This is a genomic window from Hymenobacter sp. 102 (assembly GCF_049949205.1).
Lineage (GTDB): Bacteria > Bacteroidota > Bacteroidia > Cytophagales > Hymenobacteraceae > Hymenobacter.
In genome coordinates this window covers 3,333,929-3,352,932 of record NZ_CP188172.1, presented here as the reverse complement: position 1 = coordinate 3,352,932, position 19,004 = coordinate 3,333,929, and the positions used below count along the sequence as shown (strand labels likewise).

20 protein-coding genes are annotated in these 19,004 nt (G+C 55.5%); 11 read left to right on the top strand and 9 right to left on the bottom strand.

What is annotated here, in order from left to right; genetic code table 11:
• Positions 1-111 precede the first annotated feature (111 nt).
• Positions 112-678 (top strand): hypothetical protein, encoded by a 567-nt coding sequence (locus ACN19L_RS14385; RefSeq protein WP_426490188.1) that lies wholly within the window; start codon positions 112-114, stop codon positions 676-678.
• An 88-nt stretch (positions 679-766) separates the two neighbouring features.
• Here ACN19L_RS14385 and ACN19L_RS14380 read toward each other — a convergent pair whose 3' ends face one another.
• From ACN19L_RS14380 to era, 4 genes are all read right to left on the bottom strand, one after another.
• The gene (locus tag ACN19L_RS14380) at positions 767-1,036 is read right to left on the bottom strand and encodes a hypothetical protein (RefSeq protein WP_426490187.1); all 270 of its coding nucleotides are present in this window, start codon (positions 1,034-1,036) and stop codon (positions 767-769) included.
• 209 nt (positions 1,037-1,245) lie between these two features.
• Positions 1,246-1,482 carry a hypothetical protein gene (locus ACN19L_RS14375; protein WP_426490186.1) on the bottom strand — a complete coding sequence of 79 codons (237 nt, stop codon included), beginning with the start codon at positions 1,480-1,482 and terminating at the stop codon, positions 1,246-1,248.
• 152 nt (positions 1,483-1,634) lie between these two features.
• On the bottom strand, positions 1,635-2,957 hold the full coding sequence (gene der / locus ACN19L_RS14370) for a ribosome biogenesis GTPase Der (protein WP_426490185.1): 1,323 nt from the start codon (positions 2,955-2,957) through the stop codon (positions 1,635-1,637).
• A 187-nt stretch (positions 2,958-3,144) separates the two neighbouring features.
• Positions 3,145-4,044 carry a GTPase Era gene (gene era / locus ACN19L_RS14365; RefSeq protein WP_426490184.1) on the bottom strand — a complete coding sequence of 300 codons (900 nt, stop codon included), beginning with the start codon at positions 4,042-4,044 and terminating at the stop codon, positions 3,145-3,147.
• A 231-nt stretch (positions 4,045-4,275) separates the two neighbouring features.
• On the opposite strand from era, the gene hemH reads away from it, so the two are divergent.
• On the top strand, positions 4,276-5,325 hold the full coding sequence (hemH, locus tag ACN19L_RS14360; RefSeq protein ID WP_426490183.1) for a ferrochelatase: 1,050 nt from the start codon (positions 4,276-4,278) through the stop codon (positions 5,323-5,325).
• A 76-nt stretch (positions 5,326-5,401) separates the two neighbouring features.
• Here hemH and ACN19L_RS14355 read toward each other — a convergent pair whose 3' ends face one another.
• The 4 genes from ACN19L_RS14355 to glmM all read right to left on the bottom strand — a co-directional run bounded on the left by ACN19L_RS14355 (position 5,402) and on the right by glmM (position 9,437).
• Positions 5,402-5,887: a PRC-barrel domain-containing protein gene (locus tag ACN19L_RS14355; RefSeq protein ID WP_426490182.1), complete on the bottom strand. Its 486-nt coding sequence runs from the start codon at positions 5,885-5,887 to the stop codon at positions 5,402-5,404.
• A 49-nt stretch (positions 5,888-5,936) separates the two neighbouring features.
• On the bottom strand, positions 5,937-6,593 hold the full coding sequence (locus ACN19L_RS14350; protein WP_426490181.1) for a hypothetical protein: 657 nt from the start codon (positions 6,591-6,593) through the stop codon (positions 5,937-5,939).
• Positions 6,594-6,733: 140 nt separating this feature from the next.
• Positions 6,734-7,873, bottom strand: a complete 1,140-nt coding sequence (locus ACN19L_RS14345; RefSeq protein ID WP_426490180.1) for a cysteine desulfurase family protein — start codon at positions 7,871-7,873, stop codon at positions 6,734-6,736.
• A gap of 175 nt (positions 7,874-8,048) precedes the next feature.
• The gene (gene glmM, locus ACN19L_RS14340; RefSeq protein ID WP_426490179.1) at positions 8,049-9,437 is read right to left on the bottom strand and encodes a phosphoglucosamine mutase; all 1,389 of its coding nucleotides are present in this window, start codon (positions 9,435-9,437) and stop codon (positions 8,049-8,051) included.
• 168 nt (positions 9,438-9,605) lie between these two features.
• On the opposite strand from glmM, the gene mazG reads away from it, so the two are divergent.
• The 9 genes from mazG (at position 9,606) to ACN19L_RS14295 (ending at position 17,774) form a co-directional block, all read left to right on the top strand.
• Entirely contained in the window at positions 9,606-10,415 is an 810-nt protein-coding gene (mazG, locus tag ACN19L_RS14335) for a nucleoside triphosphate pyrophosphohydrolase (RefSeq protein WP_426490178.1), read from the top strand.
• Positions 10,416-10,713: 298 nt separating this feature from the next.
• Positions 10,714-11,577: a MotA/TolQ/ExbB proton channel family protein gene (locus tag ACN19L_RS14330; protein WP_426493588.1), complete on the top strand. Its 864-nt coding sequence runs from the start codon at positions 10,714-10,716 to the stop codon at positions 11,575-11,577.
• A 73-nt stretch (positions 11,578-11,650) separates the two neighbouring features.
• Positions 11,651-12,280 carry an ExbD/TolR family protein gene (locus tag ACN19L_RS14325; protein ID WP_315998373.1) on the top strand — a complete coding sequence of 210 codons (630 nt, stop codon included), beginning with the start codon at positions 11,651-11,653 and terminating at the stop codon, positions 12,278-12,280.
• A gap of 11 nt (positions 12,281-12,291) precedes the next feature.
• A complete protein-coding gene (locus tag ACN19L_RS14320) occupies positions 12,292-12,816 on the top strand; it encodes an ExbD/TolR family protein (RefSeq protein WP_426490177.1) in 525 nt (174 codons plus the stop codon).
• Positions 12,813-13,643, top strand: a complete 831-nt coding sequence (locus tag ACN19L_RS14315; protein ID WP_426490176.1) for a TonB family protein — start codon at positions 12,813-12,815, stop codon at positions 13,641-13,643. The genes ACN19L_RS14320 and ACN19L_RS14315 overlap by 4 nt, the downstream gene beginning before the upstream one ends.
• A 241-nt stretch (positions 13,644-13,884) precedes the next feature.
• Entirely contained in the window at positions 13,885-14,709 is an 825-nt protein-coding gene (locus ACN19L_RS14310) for a TonB family protein (protein ID WP_426490175.1), read from the top strand.
• Positions 14,710-14,897: 188 nt separating this feature from the next.
• Entirely contained in the window at positions 14,898-15,152 is a 255-nt protein-coding gene (locus ACN19L_RS14305; protein WP_426490174.1) for a hypothetical protein, read from the top strand.
• A gap of 88 nt (positions 15,153-15,240) precedes the next feature.
• Positions 15,241-16,104 (top strand): PstS family phosphate ABC transporter substrate-binding protein, encoded by an 864-nt coding sequence (locus tag ACN19L_RS14300; protein ID WP_426490173.1) that lies wholly within the window; start codon positions 15,241-15,243, stop codon positions 16,102-16,104.
• 47 nt (positions 16,105-16,151) lie between these two features.
• Positions 16,152-17,774: a tetratricopeptide repeat protein gene (locus ACN19L_RS14295; RefSeq protein WP_426490172.1), complete on the top strand. Its 1,623-nt coding sequence runs from the start codon at positions 16,152-16,154 to the stop codon at positions 17,772-17,774.
• A 78-nt stretch (positions 17,775-17,852) separates the two neighbouring features.
• Here ACN19L_RS14295 and ACN19L_RS14290 read toward each other — a convergent pair whose 3' ends face one another.
• Positions 17,853-18,947 carry an RluA family pseudouridine synthase gene (locus ACN19L_RS14290; protein ID WP_426490171.1) on the bottom strand — a complete coding sequence of 365 codons (1,095 nt, stop codon included), beginning with the start codon at positions 18,945-18,947 and terminating at the stop codon, positions 17,853-17,855.
• Positions 18,948-19,004: the final 57 nt, after the last annotated feature.

Below are 19,004 nucleotides of genomic sequence, written 5' to 3'. Positions count from 1 at the left end.
TTCCGAGGTCACTTTTCGCGGGGCTTCGGAAACCCCGTTTGCGTATTCAGAGTTAGCCAGGAAAACTGCTGACCCAGGCTTCGGTGTGGGTTTCTCTCTTTCGCTACTGCCATGCACACCATCGAGCCGCACTACGCCTGGCTGGAACAATACCAAGCCTCCGAAGACCCCCGCTCTCCCCTGTTCGAAGCTGAAAACAGCCTCGACACGTACACCAATACCATTTACGGCTACTACATTCACCCCCAATGGGACAGCCTGGATTCCGACACGCTGTACCTGAAAATTCTGTTCGTGGATTACGAGTTGGGCACGGCCATCATCGAGTTCATTGGCGAGTGGAATGATGCCATCGAAAACGACATCATGCTGCTCAAGCGCAACATCGTGGATTTAATGACCCACGAAGGTATCCGCAAATTCGTGCTCATTGGCGAAAACGTATTCAACTTCCACGGTTCCGATGACTCCTACTACGAGGAGTGGTTTGAGGATGTGGAAGACGGCTGGATTGCGGCCGTAAACTTCCAGGAGCACGTCATCCGCGAAATGCGCCAATACAACGTGGACTCCTACCTCAACTTCGGCGGGCAGTTGGATGAGTTGCCGTGGCGCACCTATCCGCCGCGCAAGCTTTTTGAGGTGGTTGACGGTCTGTTGCGCCGCCGCCTTGGATAATTTTATTGCTCTTATCGTTTTTCAAAAAAAAGAGAGGCTTCCCGCGTGCGGGAAGCCTCTCTTTTTTGCGTCCTAGACGCTGCCGTAATTACTGGGCAGGAGTCGTAGCGGGAGCGGGGGTAGCCTGGCTGGGCATAGCGTCAGCCTTGTCTTCCATAGCGTCAGCTTTAGCTTCAGTAGCGTTTTCTACCGAGTCAGCACCGGCTTCGTTGCCAGCAGCTTCCATAGCGTCAGCCTTGGCTTCGCCAGCTTCTTCTACGTTGTCAGCAGCTTGCTCCATGTTGTTTTCTTTCTGGCTGTCGCAAGAAGCGAAGGAGAACGAAACAGCGGCCAGGGCGAGGAACAATACTTTTTTCATGATCAGGGAAATGTGAGAGATGGAAATTCAGTGAGGGTGATTGGCGGCTTGCACCGTCAATCGGACCTTTATAAGCCATAACTCAAAAGGTAACCCGCCCTGCATCAATTTTTTTCCGGCTTTTTTCAAGAATGCGTAACAGCACAAAAAAAGGCGGCTCCCGATGTCGGGAACCGCCTTTTTTTATGGGCGCCGAGCGGCGCACCGGCTTACTTGGCGTCGGTTGCGTCAGCAGCGTTTTCCATAGCATCGGCTTTGGCTTCGGTCGAAGCTTCTACCGAGTCAGCACCGGCTTCGTTGCCGGCAGCTTCCATGGCGTCAGCCTTGGCTTCGCCAGCCTCTTCTACCTGCTCAGCCTGAGCTTCCTGGGCGTTTTCGGTTTTGCTGTCGCAGGAAGCGAAGGAGAACGAAACAGCGGCCAGGGCGAGGAACAGTACTTTTTTCATGGTGGGTAAGTTGAGAAAATGAAATAGCAAAAGAAATGTATTCACCGGTTTCACCCGGGAATCAGAGCTTTATCGGTCATTTGCCGGAAGGTAACCCGACCGCAAAAAGAAATTTTATCTTTTTCTCAGCTTTCCCGCCACGGCGTGGCCCGTTATTTCTTGCGGAACACAATGCCGATGGGCACGCCAGTGAAGTTGAAGTTCTCGCGCAGGCGGTTTTCCAGGTAGCGCGTGTAGCTTTCCTTTACGTACTGGGGCAGGTTGCAGAAGAAGGCAAACACCGGGTTGTGCGTGGGCAGTTGCGTGGCGTACTTGATGCGGACCATTTTGCCCTTTTGGATGGGCGGCGGGTACTTCTCGATTTCCTTCAGCATTACCTCGTTCAGCTCCGAAGTCGGGATTTTGCGGCGCTTGTTCTCGTACACGTCAATGGCCGTTTCAATGGCTTTGTGCACGCGCTGCTTGTTGAGCACGGAAATGAAAATCACGGGCGGATAGGCAATGGGCGCAATCTTCTCCATGATTTTGGCCTCGAACTCCTTAGCCGTATTGGTTTCCTTATTCTCAATCAGGTCCCACTTGTTCACCAGAATCACAATGCCCTTGCGGTTCTTATCGGCCAGACCGATGATGTTCACGTCCTGGGCCTCAATGCCCCGGGTAGCGTCCAGCATCACCACGCACACGTCGGCTTCTTCCAGGGCCCGGATGGAGCGCAGCACGGAGTAGAACTCCACGTCCTCGTGCACCTTGGTTTTGCGGCGCAGACCGGCCGTATCCACCAGCATGAACTCCTTGCCGAAGGCATTGTAGCGGGCCTGAATAGAGTCGCGGGTGGTACCGGCAATATCCGTCACGATGCTGCGGTCGGTGCCCAGCAGTAGGTTCACGAACGAGGACTTACCCACGTTGGGGCGGCCCACTACGGCAATTTTAGGAATGCCCAGATCGGGCTCTTCCTCCCCTTCTTCCTCGAAGTGGCTGATAACGGCATCCAGCAAATCACCGGTGCCGGAGCCGCTCTGGGAGCTGATGGCGTAGATTTCGCCGTCGCCCACACCTAGGGTATAGAACTCGCCGGCGGCGTGGGCGCGGGCGTTGGTATCGGCTTTGTTAGCGACGATGTAGATGGGCTTTTTGCCCTGGTAGCGGCGCAGCACGTTGGCAAACTCCTCATCGAGGTGGTGTACGCCGGCGTCCACGTCCACCATAAACAGCACCACATCGGCTTCATCAATAGCCAGCTTTACCTGCTTGTTGATTTCGCCTTCGAAGATGTCGTCGGAGTTGTGCACGTACCCGCCCGTGTCGATGACGGTGTAGTAGGTTCCAGTCCACTCGCCGTAGCCGTAGTGCCGGTCACGGGTTACGCCGCTTTCGTTGTCCATGATGGCCTTACGCTGGCCCACAAGGCGGTTGAACAGGGTGGATTTGCCCACGTTCGGGCGGCCCACAATAGCAATGGTATTCTTCATGCGTCTGACTCCAGCCGCCGGCCCGACCAAGTTCGGCAGTGCCCGGAGTAGTTAAGTGAATGTGAGGTCGGAAAAGTGATGAAATAGTGAGATGGTGAAATAGTAAGTTTGATGTTCAACTGGCCCAGACTGCGCATGTAGCACTTTCAGACCGTCAACTCACCATTTCACCATCTCACTATTTCACCTATTGGCTGTACCCGAAGCGGTTTAGGGCTTTTGGGTCGGTGCGCCAGTTTTCGTTGACTTTAACGTGGATTTCGAGGAACACTTTCTTCTGGAAAAACTTTTCCATTTCCTCCCGGGCCCAAGTGCCTACCTTCTTCAAAGCCGCGCCCTGCTGGCCGATGATGATACCTTTCTGGCTGCTGCGCTCCACGAAAATGGTGGCCCGCATCCGAATAATATCCTCGTCTTCCTTAAACTCCTCAATGCCTACTTCGCAGCTGTAAGGCACCTCTTTTTTGTAGAGCTTGAAGATTTTCTCGCGAATCATCTCGGCGGCGAAAAACCGCTCGGGCTTGTCGGTTAGCTCGTCTTTGGGATAATACGGCGGGTGCACGGGCAGGTAGCTCAGCACCAGATCCAGCAGCTCGCCGGTACCGAATTTCTCCAGTGCCGAAATGGGCAGTACCCGGGCCGCATTAGGTAGGTGCTGCCGCCAATATTCCACCTTGGCTTCTACCTCGGCCTGGTCGGCCTGGTCAATTTTGTTGACGAGCAGCAGAATGGGCGTGTCCACCATCTTGCGCAGGCGCTCCACCACCGGCTCCTCGTCGTGCTTCTCGTAAATATCCGTCACGAACAGAATCACGTCGGCGTCCTCCAGCGACGAGTACACGAACGACATCATGGCGTTGTGCAGTTCGTATTTAGGCTGGATGATGCCGGGCGTATCGGAATATACCAGCTGAAAATCGTCGCCGTTGAGGATACCCAGAATGCGGTGGCGCGTAGTCTGGGCCTTGCTGGTCACGATGCTGAGCCGCTCACCCATCAGGGCATTCATGAGCGTGGACTTGCCGACGTTGGGCTTGCCAATAATGCTCACAAAGCCGGCGCGGTGCGGAGTTGGTTCGGTATTCACTTCAGATTCTGGATTTTGGGCTGCAAAGGTACGGTTTTTTAGCGGCCTTCGGGCGGCTGGTCAGAACATTGGCCGCGGGAAGTTTGTCTTGGCTGCAACGAAAAAGCTGACGGAAGTCAGTTTTTCTTCGGCGGCGGATTGTGCGACCTTTGCACTTCTGCGCGGACAAGGTGGCCCTGGCGGCTCTCTTGTACGAGCTATCAGCCGTTTGGGCCACCGTATCAATAGTTTATGCCTTCTTCTTCCGCATCTTCCAAAGGCCGCATCGGCGTTCTGCTCGTGAATTTGGGCACGCCCGACTCGCCCAACACGCCCGACGTGCGCCGTTACCTCAACGAGTTTCTCACCGATGCCCGCGTGATTGACATGCCGGCCGCTGTACGCTACCCCCTGTTCCGGGGGCTGGTGGTGCCGTTGCGGGCTCCCAAATCGGCGAAGGTGTACCAGCAGCTCTGGGACAAAGACCGGGGCTCTCCCCTACTTTACCACGGTCTGGATCTGCAGAAGCTGGTGCAGGAGAAGCTGGGTAAGGAGTACTTGGTGGCCTTCGGGATGCGCTACCAAAACCCCAGCATCGAAAGCGCCTTACGGGAGCTGCGCGACGCGGCCGTAGACCGCATTATCGTGCTGCCGCTGTTTCCGCAGTACGCGGCGGCCAGCACGGGCTCAGTGCAGGAAAAGGTAATGGAGCTGGTGAGTAAATGGTGGGTAGTGCCCAGCATCAGCTTTATCAGCACGTTCGTGGATGATCCGGGCTTCATCAACAGCTTCGCGGCTTTGGGCAAAGCCGAGCTGGCCAAGCACGACTACGACCACATTGTGTTCAGCTACCACGGTATTCCGGAGCGGCACGTGCTGAAGGGCAGCCACAAAAACTACTGCAAGCTGGGCAGCTGCTGCAACAGCTACAACAAGAACAACCGCTACTGCTACCGGGCGCAGTGCTTTGAAACATCCCGCCAGTTGGGGGCCGCCTTAGGTCTCAGCCCCGAGCAGTACACTACCTCCTTCCAGAGCCGCCTGCAGAGTCGCCTGCGTGACCCTTGGCTGCAGCCCTACACCGACGAAGTAATCAAGGAGATGCCCGCTAAAGGCATTAAGAACGTGCTGGCATTCAGCCCGGCCTTTGTGGCCGACTGCCTGGAAACGACCATTGAAGTGGGTGAAGAGTTCAAGGAACTGTTTGAGGAAGCCGGCGGCCAGCACTGGCAACTGGTACCCAGCCTGAATTCCACTCCCCTGTGGGTAGATGCTGTGACGGATATGATTCGGCGGAACTAGCCAACACAGAATACATAAAAGCCCCGGCTTCGTTGCGCTATGCAGCGAAGCCGGGGCTTTTGCTTGGCTATACTCCCTACCCGAGCTTGCGGCGCTGGTAGAACCCGGAGCCATCATACACGGGCTGCCCGTAGAAATCCTGGCCGGCGGGCGCGGGTAGCGGCAGACTCAGGGCCCGCAGCATGGCTTCTTCGTATTGACGGGTAATCTGAATTTCGACGTAGGGCGGATACTCCAGCACTGTTTGGGCCGTGAGCGAAGGCACGAATACATTGTCAGCGTCTTCATCGAGGGCCGCTACTCCAATGGGCAACAGAATGTGCCGGTCCCGCTCGTTGATCTGCAGACCTTCGTCCAGCTCAATATCGAGGTAGCGCACCTTCAGCGCGTCCACATCCACAATCAGCTCAAACACCTGTCCAAACTGGCGGCCGTCAGCTCCGCGCACCGACCAGCCTCGCACGTCGGGGTTGCCGTCGGCTACTTCAAATTCGGTCAGGTCGCGGAGGCGGCGCAGGTGCATGCCCTCAGCGGAGGGTATTGGATCGGGGGTAGTTTGCATATAGCAGTTGTTGAAGGCAAATATTTGAAGCAAAGCGGGCTTGAGCCGATTACCGGGGCGGCTCGTTCAGCGCCTGCACCAGCTCGGCTGCCTGCTGAAAATACAACTGCACCTGCTGCTGCTCTTGCGCGGTAGCAGTCCGCCCGCTGAGCCCTTCGGTTAGGCTAGCCAGTTGCCGTACAGCCTGCTCCTGCTCCGGATAGGCCTTTTGCTGGATAGCCTGAATCAGCGACGCCGCCGCCACGTACCCGGGTCGCAGGCTGATACCCGGCTCCCCAAGCCGGCTAGTGGCGCTGGTCAGATCGTCGCGCCGGGTCTGGATGGTGGGGTCTTGCAAATCGGCGCGGTCGGTCAAATCTACTAGGGCCGATTTCAGCAGCCGCAATCCTTCCTGGCCGTAATTGGGCTGCGAGGCATCACCCTTGGCAAAAGCCGCCAGCACGCCCGGCGTCACTGGAACAGCAGCTTCTTCGGCCGCCATGTCGCCCACGGCATCAGCGGCCGGGGACGGGCCGGTTTCGGCGCCGGTGGTGCTATCCGGCGGAGCCGGAATACCGGAGCCAGCCGGAGCCAGTACGTCGGCCGGTGGCGCTGTTTCGGCCCGGAACAGGAAGTATGCGCCAATACCAACTATTGCCAGTACCACCAGCAACAGCAGCCACGGGCTTGGGGTATTTTTCTTGCGTTGAATATTGATGTCGGCCATACAAATCTGGAAAGGGTGCGTGTGCCTTACGCGCTCCGCCTGCAATATGATGCAGGCGCACAGTACTGGCAACCCGAAAAACACATATGCCCTGGCCTGCTGGCAGACCGGGGCACCTGAGCTTTGGCAAATAAAGAAAGTTACGCCGGCACCTTGCGGTACATCTTGGCCAGTTGCTCCACCGCGTAATCCACCTCCTCGGCCGTGTTGTACTTGCTCATGCTGAAGCGGATGGTCCCCCGGTTTGGGTCGCAGTTCAAGGCGTTGAGTACATGAGAGCCGGCATTGGCCCCGCTGGTACACGCCGAGCCCCCCGACACGGATATATGATTGATATCCAGATTGAACAGCAGCATTTCATTCAGCTCCGAGGGCGGCAGGCTCACGCTCAGCACCGTGTATAGGCTCTGGTCAGCCTCGGCGGAAGTACCGTTGAACTCCACTCCGTCAATTTCCTGCCGCAGCCGCTCGATAAACCGGTCTTTCAGGCCCTGAATGTGGCGTTGGTGCTCGGCCATGTCGCGGTAGGCAATTTCTAGGGCTTTGGCCAGACCCACAATGCCGTACACGTTTTCAGTACCCGCCCGCTGGTTGCGCTCCTGCGAGCCGCCATGAATCAGCGCATTCACCGTTTGGCCTGAACGACGGTACAGGAATCCTACGCCCTTCGGGCCATGAAACTTATGCGCCGAACCAACGAGAAAGTTCGCCTTCAACTGTTGTACATCGTGGCGGTAATGGCCCATCGTCTGCACCGTGTCGGTGTGAAACACGGCGTTGTGTTGGGCGCAGATGTCGCCAATAGCTGCAATATCGTTGAGGTTACCGATTTCGTTATTGGCATGCATCAGGCTCACGAACGTGCGCGGGTGAGTAGCCAGCAGTTCATCCAGATGCGCCAGATCAAGGCGCCCCTGCGCGTCGTGGCGCAGGTAGCTTAACTGCATACCCTGCTTTTCCAGCGCCTGCATAGTGTGCAGCACGGCATGGTGCTCCAGGGTAGAGGTAACTCCGTGCTGCAGCCCCAACGTATGCACGCTCCCGAAGGCGGCATAGTTATCGGCCTCAGTCCCGCAGGAGGTGAACACAATTTCAGCAGGAGCCGCGTTAATCAGGTGCGCAATGGTCTTGCGAGCATTTTCGATGGCAGCGCGTACCTGCCGACCGTGACCATGAATGCTGCTGGGGTTGCCAAAATGATTCTGCAGAAACGGCAGCATGGCATCCAGCACTTCGGGGTCCAGCGGCGTGGTAGCGGCATTATCGAAATACACGTTCATAAAGCAAGACAAAGGCGGGTGAAAACGCAGGAAAGGAAAACGCCCACAAAAATAGTGGTTTCCGCCGGGCCGTACAGCCTCCCATTACCCCAACTAGCACCGGGCCACTTACTGCAACCAGCATGGTTAGCAGTAAGTGGCCCGGTAGATGAGTAGCGCAAGGCCGGCTATAGCACTATTTGCTAATGATTTCCTTGATGTCGCCGATGATTTTGTTGGCCAGATGATCGGCCGTAGCGTTGGAATCCGACTCGGCGTAGATCCGGATGATGGGCTCGGTGTTGGACTTGCGCAGGTGCACCCACTCCTTGTCAAACTCGATTTTCACTCCATCAATAGTATTCACGGGCTGCTTGGCGTAGCGCTTCTCCATCTCCACCAGCACTTGGTCGGTGTTGATTTCGGGCGTTAGCTCAATCTTATTCTTCGAGATAAAGTAGTTCGGGTACGATGCCCGCAGGCGTGTCATCGTCAGGCCGGTTTTGGCCAGATGACTCAGAAACAGCGCAATACCCACCAAAGAGTCGCGGCCATAATGCAGTTCGGGGTAGATGATGCCCCCGTTGCCCTCGCCGCCAATTACGGCGTTGGTTGCCTTCATCTTATTCACCACATTCACCTCGCCCACGGCCGCAGCGGCGTAATGCCCACCGTGCTTTTCCGTCACGTCGCGCAGGGCGCGGGTGCTGCTCAGGTTGCTCACGGTATTACCACCGCCCAGCTGCTGCAGCACATAATCGGATACGGCCACCAGCGTGTATTCTTCCCCGAACATGGTGCCGTCTTCGTTCACCAGGGCTAGGCGGTCCACATCGGGGTCCACCACAATGCCGAGGTCGAAGGAGCCTTTTTCCATCGTCTTGGCAATTTCGCGCAGGTTCTCGGGCAACGGTTCGGGGTTGTGGGCGAAGTCACCGGTCGGCTCGCAGAACAGCTTTTCAATTACTTCTACCCCCAACTGCTCCAGCAGCATTGGCACGGCAAAGCCCCCACAGGAGTTCACCGCATCCACTACTATCCGGAAATTCTTGGCCTGAATAGCTGCTTTATCCACCAGCGGCAGCGCCAGAATGGCGTTGATGTGCTCCTGCAGGAAGGTGTCGTCGGTGGTGTAGCTGCCCAGTTTGGTCACCGGCGCGAAGTCAAATGCCTCTGAGTCGCCCAGGGCCAGCACTTTCTTCCCGTCCTCGTCCGAGATAAACTCGCCTTTGCTATTGAGCAGCTTCAGCGCGTTCCACTGCTTGGGATTGTGTGAGGCCGTCAGAATGATACCGCCACCCGCATTTTTGGCGGGCACGGCCATTTCCACCGTGGGCGTGGTGCTCAGGCCCAGGTCAATGACATTGATACCCAGCCCTTGCAGCGTAGCTGATACCAGCCGGCTCACCATGTCGCCCGAAAGACGGGCATCCCGCCCAATAATGATGGTGTTATTGTCCGTCTGTTGCAATACCCAGGTACCAAAGGCAGCCGCGTATTTTACCACATCAATAGGCGTCAGGCCGTCGCCGGCCGCCCCCCCAATGGTTCCCCGAATGCCCGAAATTGATTTGATCAGTGCCACAGTATGTGCGCTAGGTTGAAATGCGAAAAGTAAAGACCTATCAGGCCGCAAAAGTAGCCAACTACTCCTGCTTTCCCTACGAAAGAATCCGGGCCGATGGATGCCAAAGTGAAACTGGTGTTCCGGTTAAAAACAGGGGAAGCCGCTAACCGTTGTATATTTGGTGTAATGGAATACAACACCCCTGCTCGTCGCCCCCAGCAACTGGAAGCCTTCGGCCGCCTGCTTGATGTATTGGAACGCCTGCGGGCTGAGTGCCCCTGGGACCGGAAACAAACGCTGGAAAGTCTGCGTCACCTTACCATTGAGGAAACGTACGAACTCAGCGACGCCATTATCCGCCACGACCTGCCCGACCTGAAAAAAGAGTTGGGCGACGTGATGCTGCACCTCACCTTCTACGCCAAAATTGCCAGTGAGCAGGGTGCTTTCGATATTGCCGATGTGCTGAACGCACAGTGCGAGAAACTCATCTTCCGGCACCCGCATATCTACGGCGACGTGCAGGCCGACGATGAAGAGGCCGTGAAACGTAATTGGGAGCAACTCAAGCTGAAAGAAAAAGGCAACTCCTCGGTACTGGGCGGCGTACCCTCGTCGTTACCAGCTTTAGTGAAGGCCATGCGCATTCAGGAAAAAGCAAAAGGCGCGGGGTTTGATTGGGAGCGTCCGGAACAAGTCTGGCAAAAAGTTCAGGAAGAATTAGGCGAGTTTCAGGCGGAATTTGTAACCCATCCAGCCGCTGAGGGAAACTCGGATCGGGCAGCGGCAGAATTTGGCGACCTGCTATTTTCCCTCATCAACTTCGCCCGGCACGCGGGCATAAATCCTGAGGAAGCGCTGGAACGGACCAACCGTAAGTTTATACAGCGTTTTCAATACCTTGAGAATCAGGCTACCCAGGAAGGCTACGCCCTACACGACCTTACCTTGGCTCAGATGGACGTTTATTGGAACCAGGCAAAAAAACTGTCGTAGCCTGCCTTGCTAAAACCGCAAATAAAATAGCCTTTTTTTAAGGCATACATGGTTTTAAAGCGTTTAAACCCATTTTTCATTTGGCGGCAGTCAAGTTTTTTATTTAGGTTTGCCAAGGCTAGTTCTGTTTTTGCCGCAGGCATCGCCCACGAGCAGACCCATTTCGCACCAGCGGAATGCGGGTGAGCGACGTACTGGACGAAACCAGCCAGCCGTCTTTTTTTTCTTTTTTTACACGTACATCAACCTTTCACCAACAACCCACTAATTCTCCGGAACAATGGAACAAAAGAATGCCATGAACAAGCCCGCGGCTCGGCCCGCCGCTGCTGCTGCGCCTAAAGGCGAGGCCAAGGGTGGTGGTTCATCCTCATTTGCCGTTATCGCCATTCTGGTGGCGTTTATTGTCAGCGTACTGATTTACATCTTCGTGCTCGGCGATGGTAGCCACTTCCAAGGTGGTAGCCATGACAACAACCCCATTTCGGGTGACTATTTCGGCGTAGTGTACAAGGGTGGCCCAGTAGTACCCGTACTGATGACCATGTTCCTGTGCGTGTTCATCTTCTCGATTGAGCGTGCCCTGACCATCGGCCGTGCCAAAGGTTCGAAGAGCATCGAAACTTTCGTTCGCACCATCCGTCAGAAGCTGAACGTGAACGACATCACCGGTGCCATTGCCACCTGCGACCAGCAGAAAGGCTCGGTAGCCAACGTAGTACGCGCTGGCCTGCTGAAGTACCAGGAAATGTCGCGTGAGCGCAACATGGAGAAAGACCAGAAGATCCTGGCTATCCAGAAGGAAATCGAGGAATCGACGGCTCTGGAACTGCCCATGCTGGAGAAAAACCTGGTTATCATCTCAACCCTGGCTTCGGTAGCTACGCTGACTGGTCTAATTGGTACGGTACTGGGTATGATCAAGGCCTTCTCGGCTCTGGCCCAAGGTGGTGCTCCTGACGCAGTAGGTCTGGCTAACGGTATTTCGGAAGCTCTGATCAACACGGCTCTGGGTATCGGTACCTCGGCTCTGGCCATCGTAGCCTACAACTTCTTCACCAGCAAGATTGACGAGTTGACCTACAGCATCGACGAAGCTGGTTTCAGCATCATTCAGACCTACGCTGCTCAGCACGGCGAGACGGAGCACCACGCTGCTTAATTTCAGTGCCCTTTCGCACTAAAGCACAGGTTCTTTCGTTTCTGAATCACGACGCTATTAACCAACACCAGCAATGCCCAAAGTAAAGCCTCATAGAACATCCCCATCGTTGGATATGACTCCGATGGTGGACTTGGCCTTCCTGCTGGTGACTTTCTTCATGCTCACCACCAAGTTTGCCCCGGAAGAGGCCGTGGTGGTGGATACGCCTTCCTCTACCTCGGAGATCCGCTTGCCGGAGTCACACGTAATCACTATTGCGGTTGACGACCAGAAGCGCGTGTTTTTCGGGGTAGATGATGACGCTATCAAATCCGATTTGCTGACGCAGGTGGGAGCCAAATACGGGGTGAGCTTTACGCCCTCCCAGATTCAGGCTTTCAAAGGCGTAGCTTCGAGCTTCGGTACTCCCATTGAAAAACTGCCTGCCCTGCTTAGCCTCGACAGCGAGCAGCGCAAACTGGTGAAGCAGGAAGGTATTCCGGCCGACTCCACCAATAACCAGTTCATCGAGTGGGTGCAGACGGCTCAGCAACTCAGCCGCAAATCGGCCTACGGTAAGCCGGCTTACGTGGCCATCAAAGGCGACGGTAAGACGGACGTACCGACGGTGAGGAAAGTCATCAAGCTGATGCAGGAGAAGAACATTAACCGGTTCAACCTCATTACCGACCTGGAAACTAAACCAGTAGCCGGTAAGTAACCCGCACAGACATGGCAGAAATACAACAATCAGGAGGCGACTCCGGTAAAGGCGGGAAGAAGCGGGCCAAGAAAATGTCGACCAAAATCGACATGACCCCGATGGTAGACTTGGCCTTTCTCCTGCTCACCTTCTTCATGCTTACGACTACCTTCAGCAAGCCCACCGTAATGGAGGTGGCAATGCCGGTAAAGCCGAAAGCAGATGACCCGGAGCCCCCGGCAATCAAAGAATCCAACGCGCTTACGCTGCTGCTGGGCGAAAACAACAAGCTGTATTACTACGACGGGTTGTTGAACGCTACGCAGAAGCCGGAACTAAAGCTCACCAATTACGGTGCCGATGGCATCCGGAAGGTGCTGCTGCAGCGGAACAGCAACCCCGACCTGGTGGTGCTGATCAAACCCGACGACAAATCGGCTTACAAGAACATGGTCGATATTCTGGATGAGATGAACATTACGGCTACTAAAAAGTACGCCTTAGTGGACATTGCCAAGCCCGACCAGGAACTGATTAAATCTTCTGGATTATGATGGACAACGCACAGTTGGCCAAAGCAAGCCTCGATGACATCGTCTTCGAGGGGCGCAATAAGGCCTATGGAGCCTACGTAATCCGGCGGGTATATGGCAAGCACGTAACCCGGGCAGTTCTTATCGCCATTGCCGTTTTTTCTTTGCTCATCGCCTTCCCGCTGGTAGCGCGTATGATGAAGAAGGACGAAGTAGTGGCTGACGAGAAGATGCTGAAGGTGAACACGCTGGAAGCGCCGCCGCTGGATGCCACAAAGCCACCACCCCCACCGCCGCCGCCACCAGACGCGCCGCCGCCACCGCCACCCAAGCTCACCACGGTGAAGTTTGTGCCCCCGGTTATCAAAAAAGATAACGAGGTGCAGAAGCAGGAAGAAATTCCAGACCAGGAAGAGCTGAAGGACAAGGTAGTAGCCAACGAAACCGTGAAAGGCAACACCGACAACCCCGCTGACCTGGCAGGTTTGGAGCCCGGTGAAGGCACCAAAGCGGTAGAGGAAGTGGTGGAAACCAAGCCCTACACCTACGTGGAACAGATGCCGGTTTTCCCCGGTGGACAGGAAGCGTTGCTGCAGTACATTGCCAAAAACATTAAGTATCCGGCAATGGCACTGCGTAATCAGGTTGAAGGCCGGGTATTCATCAAGTTCGTAGTAGGTCCCGACGGATCGGTTACGAATGCAGAGGTGCAAAAAGGCATTGGTGCCGGTTGCGACGAAGAGTCGCTGCGGGTAATCAAAAACCTGCCTCGCTTTACCCCTGGTAAGCAGAATGGTCGGGCTGTTTCGGTATACTATACCGTTCCGGTAACCTTCGCTATCAAGTAATTCACGCTGTTATCGGGCTGGCCCGGTACAGTGATAAACCCCAAGTTGGACATTCGTCCGGCTTGGGGTTTTATTTTTCTCTAGTGTTGTAAAAAATTATCGTGGTAGCACATACTACCGCCCAGCAGTATTACGTTAGAAAGAGTACAAGCCAAGATATACGCCGCTTGATGTGGCACCTGTTACCCCGGCTTTAGCTACTGATTACTTCCTCTTATTATTCACTTTACCTGTTTATCCTATGGCTACTGCCACTCACAATCCATTACCCTCCCTCGACGACATTGTGTTTGAGGGACGTAACAAAGCTTATGGCGCGTATGTACTCCGCCAAGTGTATGGCCAACACGTTCATAAGGCCGTTGGCATTACCGTAACGCTGGCCGTCCTGCTGCTGGCCATACCGCTTGCAGCACGGCATTTCTGGCCGACTGTGCCTCCGGTACCTCCCCGGGTAGAAAAAGGCCCTATCGTAGAGGTGCTACCCCCACCGGTTCTGCCTGCCACGGTTGACCCACCCGTTGAGCCCGCTACGGCTACCGTGGTAGTGCGACCGATTACGACCATTCCAACGCGCGTAGCCCCGGATGACCAAGTACCGGACCAGCCTTTAGACGATGTGGTTACGGAGCCCGTCCCGGATGGACCGGTAGTAGTGGGTGACGTGCCCGCAGCTGGGAACGGCGGCCTTGCAAATACTGGCTCCGCCGGTAACGACACGGCTACGAAACCCGCAACGCCAGCTGTTACGCAGCCCTTCGTTCATGTGGAGGAAATGCCGGAATTTGCCGGCGGAACCGCCGCCTTAACCAAGTATCTGCAGCGCAATCTGCATTACCCAGCGCAGGCGCTGCGGGCCGGAGTTGAGGGGAAAGTATTTATTTCCTTCACGGTAAATACAGATGGCAGTATCCAGGATGTGACGGTACTGAAAGGATTGGGCTACGGCACCGATGAGGAAGCCAGCCGCGTAATTCGGCAGATGCCGGCCTGGAAGCCGGGCTATCAGAATCACCGGGCAGTACCCGTTCGGTATTCTCTGCCCATTACGTTCAAGTATGAATAGCTAAAATTCAGCATATAGCTTTGCCTGAATTGGTTTTTAGGAAGTCTGAAAACAGCTGGTTTGCTGCGAACCAGCTGTTTTTTGGCTTTTTTTGCGTAACCCGTTGGCTCGTAGTTGGGAGTTTCTGAACAAAAATGCCCTTCTATCTCGTTTACCAGCTACATCTACCTGCTCTTTTTTGCTTTTCTATGTCCGATTTACCTCCCACCCATGAGCGGCTCGGCACCCGTCGACAATCATCGGTAGTCCGTTACTTTACCCTCATCATGTCAGTGGTTTACGCCTTGGTTGGGGTGGCCCTGTTTCTAGCACCCGCAGGGGTGTTCAACCTGCCGACCGTGCCGCGCTATGTGCTGGCAGCCGTCTTCGTATTTTACGGAATCATTAGATTTGTCCGCACCTATCAGCAACATTTCACAAAGAACCAGGATGACGCACGCTAAACTTGCAGTATTGGGCACCTGCCTGGCAATGAGTACGTGGCTGACAGGATGCGGCGGGCAGGGTTCTTCGTCAGGCAATTCACAGGCTTTGGATACGCCCACCAGTGGCACTATCCGGGTTGGCGTGGATGAGACGTTCGAGCCAATTCTGAAGTCGCAGGTAGATACGTTTCAGAAGCTGTACCCCGATGCCCGCCTGCAAACCACTTATTCGCCGGAGCTTGATGTGATGCAGGCTTTCATGGCCGACAGCCTGCGGCTGGCCGTGGTGGCCCGCCCATTGCTGGACGCCGAGAAGGAGCGGTTTCAGCAGTTGAAAATTGAACCCCGCGCTATTAAAATAGGCGTGGATGGGGTTGCTATTATTGTGCACCCCAGTAATGCCGATTCACTGCTAACGATGGCACAGTTGAAAGGCATCTTTACGGGCCAGCTAAAGCAATGGAGCCAGTTGAACGCCCGTAATACACTGGGCGACATTACGGCAGTATTCGACAACAATAACTCCAGTACGGCCCGGTTCGTGCAGGACTCCGTAACCCGGGGCGTGGCCCTTACCAAAGGAGTTTATGCCTCCAAATCGAACCCGGCGCTGCTGGATTACGTTGCTACTCATCCCAACGCTATTGGCGTGGTAGGGGTAAACTGGATAAGTGACCGGGACGACGCGGCCGTGCAGAAGTTTCTCAAGCGCGTCCGGGTAGTGGCCATCAGTCCCAAAGCCACTGGCTCCACGGCTGATGACTACATTCAGCCTTACCAGGGGTATTTGGCCCAGAAAAAATATCCGCTTCGGCGGGAGCTTTACGTTATCAGCCGGGAGGCCCGGGCCGGACTTGGCACCGGTTTTGCATCCTTCCTGGCAGGTAATAAGGGCCAGCTCATTATGCTGAAATCGGGTCTAATGCCCGCTACCGGTCAGGTTCGCATGATTGAAGTTAAGCCTAACTGAACACGCTCTTCTCCCTTTCCTACGACTTTTCACTAAACCTTTTGCTCATGAACCTCAAGCCCTGGAAGCTCACGCTCCTCGCCGCTTTATCAGTTACCGGTTCGGCCGCACTTGCCCAAACCAGCCCTCAGAAAGCCATTGAGCTGGAACGCTACGGTGAGGCCCGCGCCGCACTGCTGCGCGCTCCACAGTCGAACGAAACGAATTTTGAATTGGGCCGTCTGTACCAGATGCGCAACATGCCCGATTCGGCTGCTTACTATTTCAACCGGGTTTCGCTGAATCAGAAAGACGCCATGACGCTGGTGGCCGCCGGTCGCGCCTCACTGGCCCAAGGCAAAACGGCAGAAGCTGAAATTCAGTTTGACAACGCCGTAAAGGCCTCAAAAGGCAAAGACCAGAAGGTGTACACGATGATTGCGCAGGCTTATGCAGAATCGGACGTGAAGGACACTGGCAAGGCACTGCAGTACGTGAGTGCCGGCGAAAAGCTGAACAAAGGCAAGGATGACGCGGCGCTGATGATTGCCCGTGGCGACATCTACCTCAAGTCGGAAACGGGCGGTGGCGAGGCTATGAACAGCTACGAGCGCGCTACGCTGGCCGACCCGAACAACGTGCAGGCATACGTACGCAAAGGCCAGCTGAACATGCGGGCCCGCACGTACAACGAAGCCAAGACGAACTTCGATAAAGCCATCAGCATCGACCCGAACTACGCTCCGGCTTACAACTCGCTGGCCGAGACGTATTATTTTGCTGGCCGCTACGATGATGCTCTGGCACAGTTTCAGAAGTACTCCTCGCTGGCAGAGAAGTCATCTACTACCGATGCCAAGAGTGCCTCGTTCCTGTATCTGACCAAGAAGTATCCGGAGGCGCTGGCCGAAGTGGATAAGGTATTGGCTAAAGACCCCAACAACCTGACCATGCTCCGTCTGCGGGCGTACAGCCTGTACGAAACCGGCCAGAACGATGAGGCACTGGCCGCCATGCAGAAATATCTGGGCGTAGCTCAGGCCAGCAACAAGGTTATCACCGAGGATAACGTCTACTACGGTAAGATGCTCATCAAGGGAGGTAAAACTTCCGAGGGTGCTGCCATCATCAAGAAAGCCATCGACGCTGACCCCAAGAAAGCGGCTGAGCTGCAAAATGAGTTGGCTCAGGCTTACCTGGCAGCCAAGGACTACCCGAACGCCATTGCTACGCTGAAGGCCCGTATGGTGGCCAATAAAGGTGGCGAGCTGACGGATAAGGTATATCTGGGCCGTGCTTATGAAATGAACGGTCAGTACGCTCAGGCCGATAGCCTGTACGGCGTGGTATTGACCGAACGCCCGAACTACATTCCTGGCTACCAGATGCGCGCCCGCGCCAATGCCAACCAGGATAAAGACTCGAAGCAGGGCTTGGCTAAGCCGTACTACGAGCAGTACATTAAGGTGGCTGGTGCCGCCGAGGATGCCAGCAAGTACAAGTCGGGCCTGATTGAGGCCAACAAGTACCTGGGGTACTACTACTATCAGAAGGGCGACAAGACTACCGCTCTCCCCTACTGGCAGCAAGCCCTGGCCCTGGACCCCAACGACCAGCAGGCTAAGACGGCCGTAGCCGAAATTACCAAGCCTGCCAAGGCTCCGGCTAAAGCCCCGGTGAAGCGTAAATAGTGCCCGCACTTACAGTATAAAAAGGCCCGCTACTGAGTAGCGGGCCTTTTTTATGAGTCAGAAATTTCTCCCGTAATCTTACGCCTGCTCGGCTGCGTAGGCTTCCCAGTGAGCCAGCACCGTTTCAAAATCGGTAGGCAGCTCGGCTTCAAACTGCATGAATTCGCGAGAGGTGGGATGCTCGAAACCTAGGGATTTGGCATGCAGGGCCTGCCGGGGCATGAGTTCCAGCATTTTCTCGGCGAAGACCTTGTATGCTCCCGTACGCTGTCCATACACAATTTTGTCGCCCCCGTAGGTAGCATCCCCGAACAGCGGATGGCCGATGTGTTTCATGTGCGCCCGAATCTGGTGCGTGCGGCCGGTTTCGAGGTTGCATTGCAACAGGGCCGCCTTCCCAAACGAGCGGAGCAGCTTGTAGTGCGTCACGGCGTGTTTACCCTGCTCGCCGTCGGGGTACACAGCCTGTACCTTCCGGTCCTTAAGGCTTCGTCCGATATGGCCCCGAATAGTACCCTCCGGCTCTTTTGGCACTCCCCACACCAGAGCCAGATACGTCCGCTCAATGGTGTGATGGAAAAACTGATTGGATAGGTGCGTCATGGCAAATTCTGTTTTGCCGATAACCAACAGCCCGGACGTATCCTTATCAATGCGGTGGACCAGCCCCGGACGGATTTCGCCGTTCCGGCCGGTAGGCAGATTCTGCAGGTGATAGGCCAAGCCATTGACCAGCGTCCCATTCCAGTTGCCGAAGGCCGGGTGCACTACCAGCCCGGCCGGCTTATTCACCAACAGCAGCTCGGCATCTTCGTAGCGAATGTCCAGCTCCATCGACTCGGGTAGTACTTTAAATTCCCGCGGTGGCTCCGGTAGCGTGATGGTGATGGTGTCGCCAGGCTTCACGCGGTAGTTGGACTTTACGGCCCGCTCGTTCACCTGCACTGCCTCGGCCTTAATGGCGTTCTGGATGCGGGTGCGGGAGGTGCTGGGCAGCCGGTTCAACAGAAACTTATCCAGACGCAGCAGTTCCTGCCGCTTATCAGCCGTGATGCGGTGATGCTCATACAGCTCATCTTCTTCCTCGCTGTCTTCGTCGTCGCCGCCGTCTGCTGGGGCAATGGGAGCGGCCGGATTAACCCGGTTTCTCAGTTCTTCTTCCTGTTCCGACATGGAATATACTATCAACTCTCTGTACGCACCTGCTTGTTAAGCCGGGGCTCTATAAAA

Bases quoted from the DNA above. Each gene is read 5' to 3' on its own strand.
- ACN19L_RS14385 (WP_426490188.1), top strand. From the start codon at position 112: ATGCACACCATCGAGCCGCACTACGCCTGGCTGGAACAATACCAAGCC.
- ACN19L_RS14380 (WP_426490187.1), bottom strand. From the start codon at position 1,036: ATGAAAAAAGTATTGTTCCTCGCCCTGGCCGCTGTTTCGTTCTCCTTC.
- ACN19L_RS14375 (WP_426490186.1), bottom strand. From the start codon at position 1,482: ATGAAAAAAGTACTGTTCCTCGCCCTGGCCGCTGTTTCGTTCTCCTTC.
- der (WP_426490185.1), bottom strand. From the start codon at position 2,957: ATGAAGAATACCATTGCTATTGTGGGCCGCCCGAACGTGGGCAAATCC.
- hemH (WP_426490183.1), top strand. From the start codon at position 4,276: ATGCCTTCTTCTTCCGCATCTTCCAAAGGCCGCATCGGCGTTCTGCTC.
- ACN19L_RS14355 (WP_426490182.1), bottom strand. From the start codon at position 5,887: ATGCAAACTACCCCCGATCCAATACCCTCCGCTGAGGGCATGCACCTG.
- ACN19L_RS14350 (WP_426490181.1), bottom strand. From the start codon at position 6,593: ATGGCCGACATCAATATTCAACGCAAGAAAAATACCCCAAGCCCGTGG.
- ACN19L_RS14345 (WP_426490180.1), bottom strand. From the start codon at position 7,873: ATGAACGTGTATTTCGATAATGCCGCTACCACGCCGCTGGACCCCGAA.
- mazG (WP_426490178.1), top strand. From the start codon at position 9,606: ATGGAATACAACACCCCTGCTCGTCGCCCCCAGCAACTGGAAGCCTTC.
- ACN19L_RS14330 (WP_426493588.1), top strand. From the start codon at position 10,714: ATGAACAAGCCCGCGGCTCGGCCCGCCGCTGCTGCTGCGCCTAAAGGC.
- ACN19L_RS14325 (WP_315998373.1), top strand. From the start codon at position 11,651: ATGCCCAAAGTAAAGCCTCATAGAACATCCCCATCGTTGGATATGACT.
- ACN19L_RS14320 (WP_426490177.1), top strand. From the start codon at position 12,292: ATGGCAGAAATACAACAATCAGGAGGCGACTCCGGTAAAGGCGGGAAG.
- ACN19L_RS14315 (WP_426490176.1), top strand. From the start codon at position 12,813: ATGATGGACAACGCACAGTTGGCCAAAGCAAGCCTCGATGACATCGTC.
- ACN19L_RS14310 (WP_426490175.1), top strand. From the start codon at position 13,885: ATGGCTACTGCCACTCACAATCCATTACCCTCCCTCGACGACATTGTG.
- ACN19L_RS14305 (WP_426490174.1), top strand. From the start codon at position 14,898: ATGTCCGATTTACCTCCCACCCATGAGCGGCTCGGCACCCGTCGACAA.
- ACN19L_RS14295 (WP_426490172.1), top strand. From the start codon at position 16,152: ATGAACCTCAAGCCCTGGAAGCTCACGCTCCTCGCCGCTTTATCAGTT.
- ACN19L_RS14290 (WP_426490171.1), bottom strand. From the start codon at position 18,947: ATGTCGGAACAGGAAGAAGAACTGAGAAACCGGGTTAATCCGGCCGCT.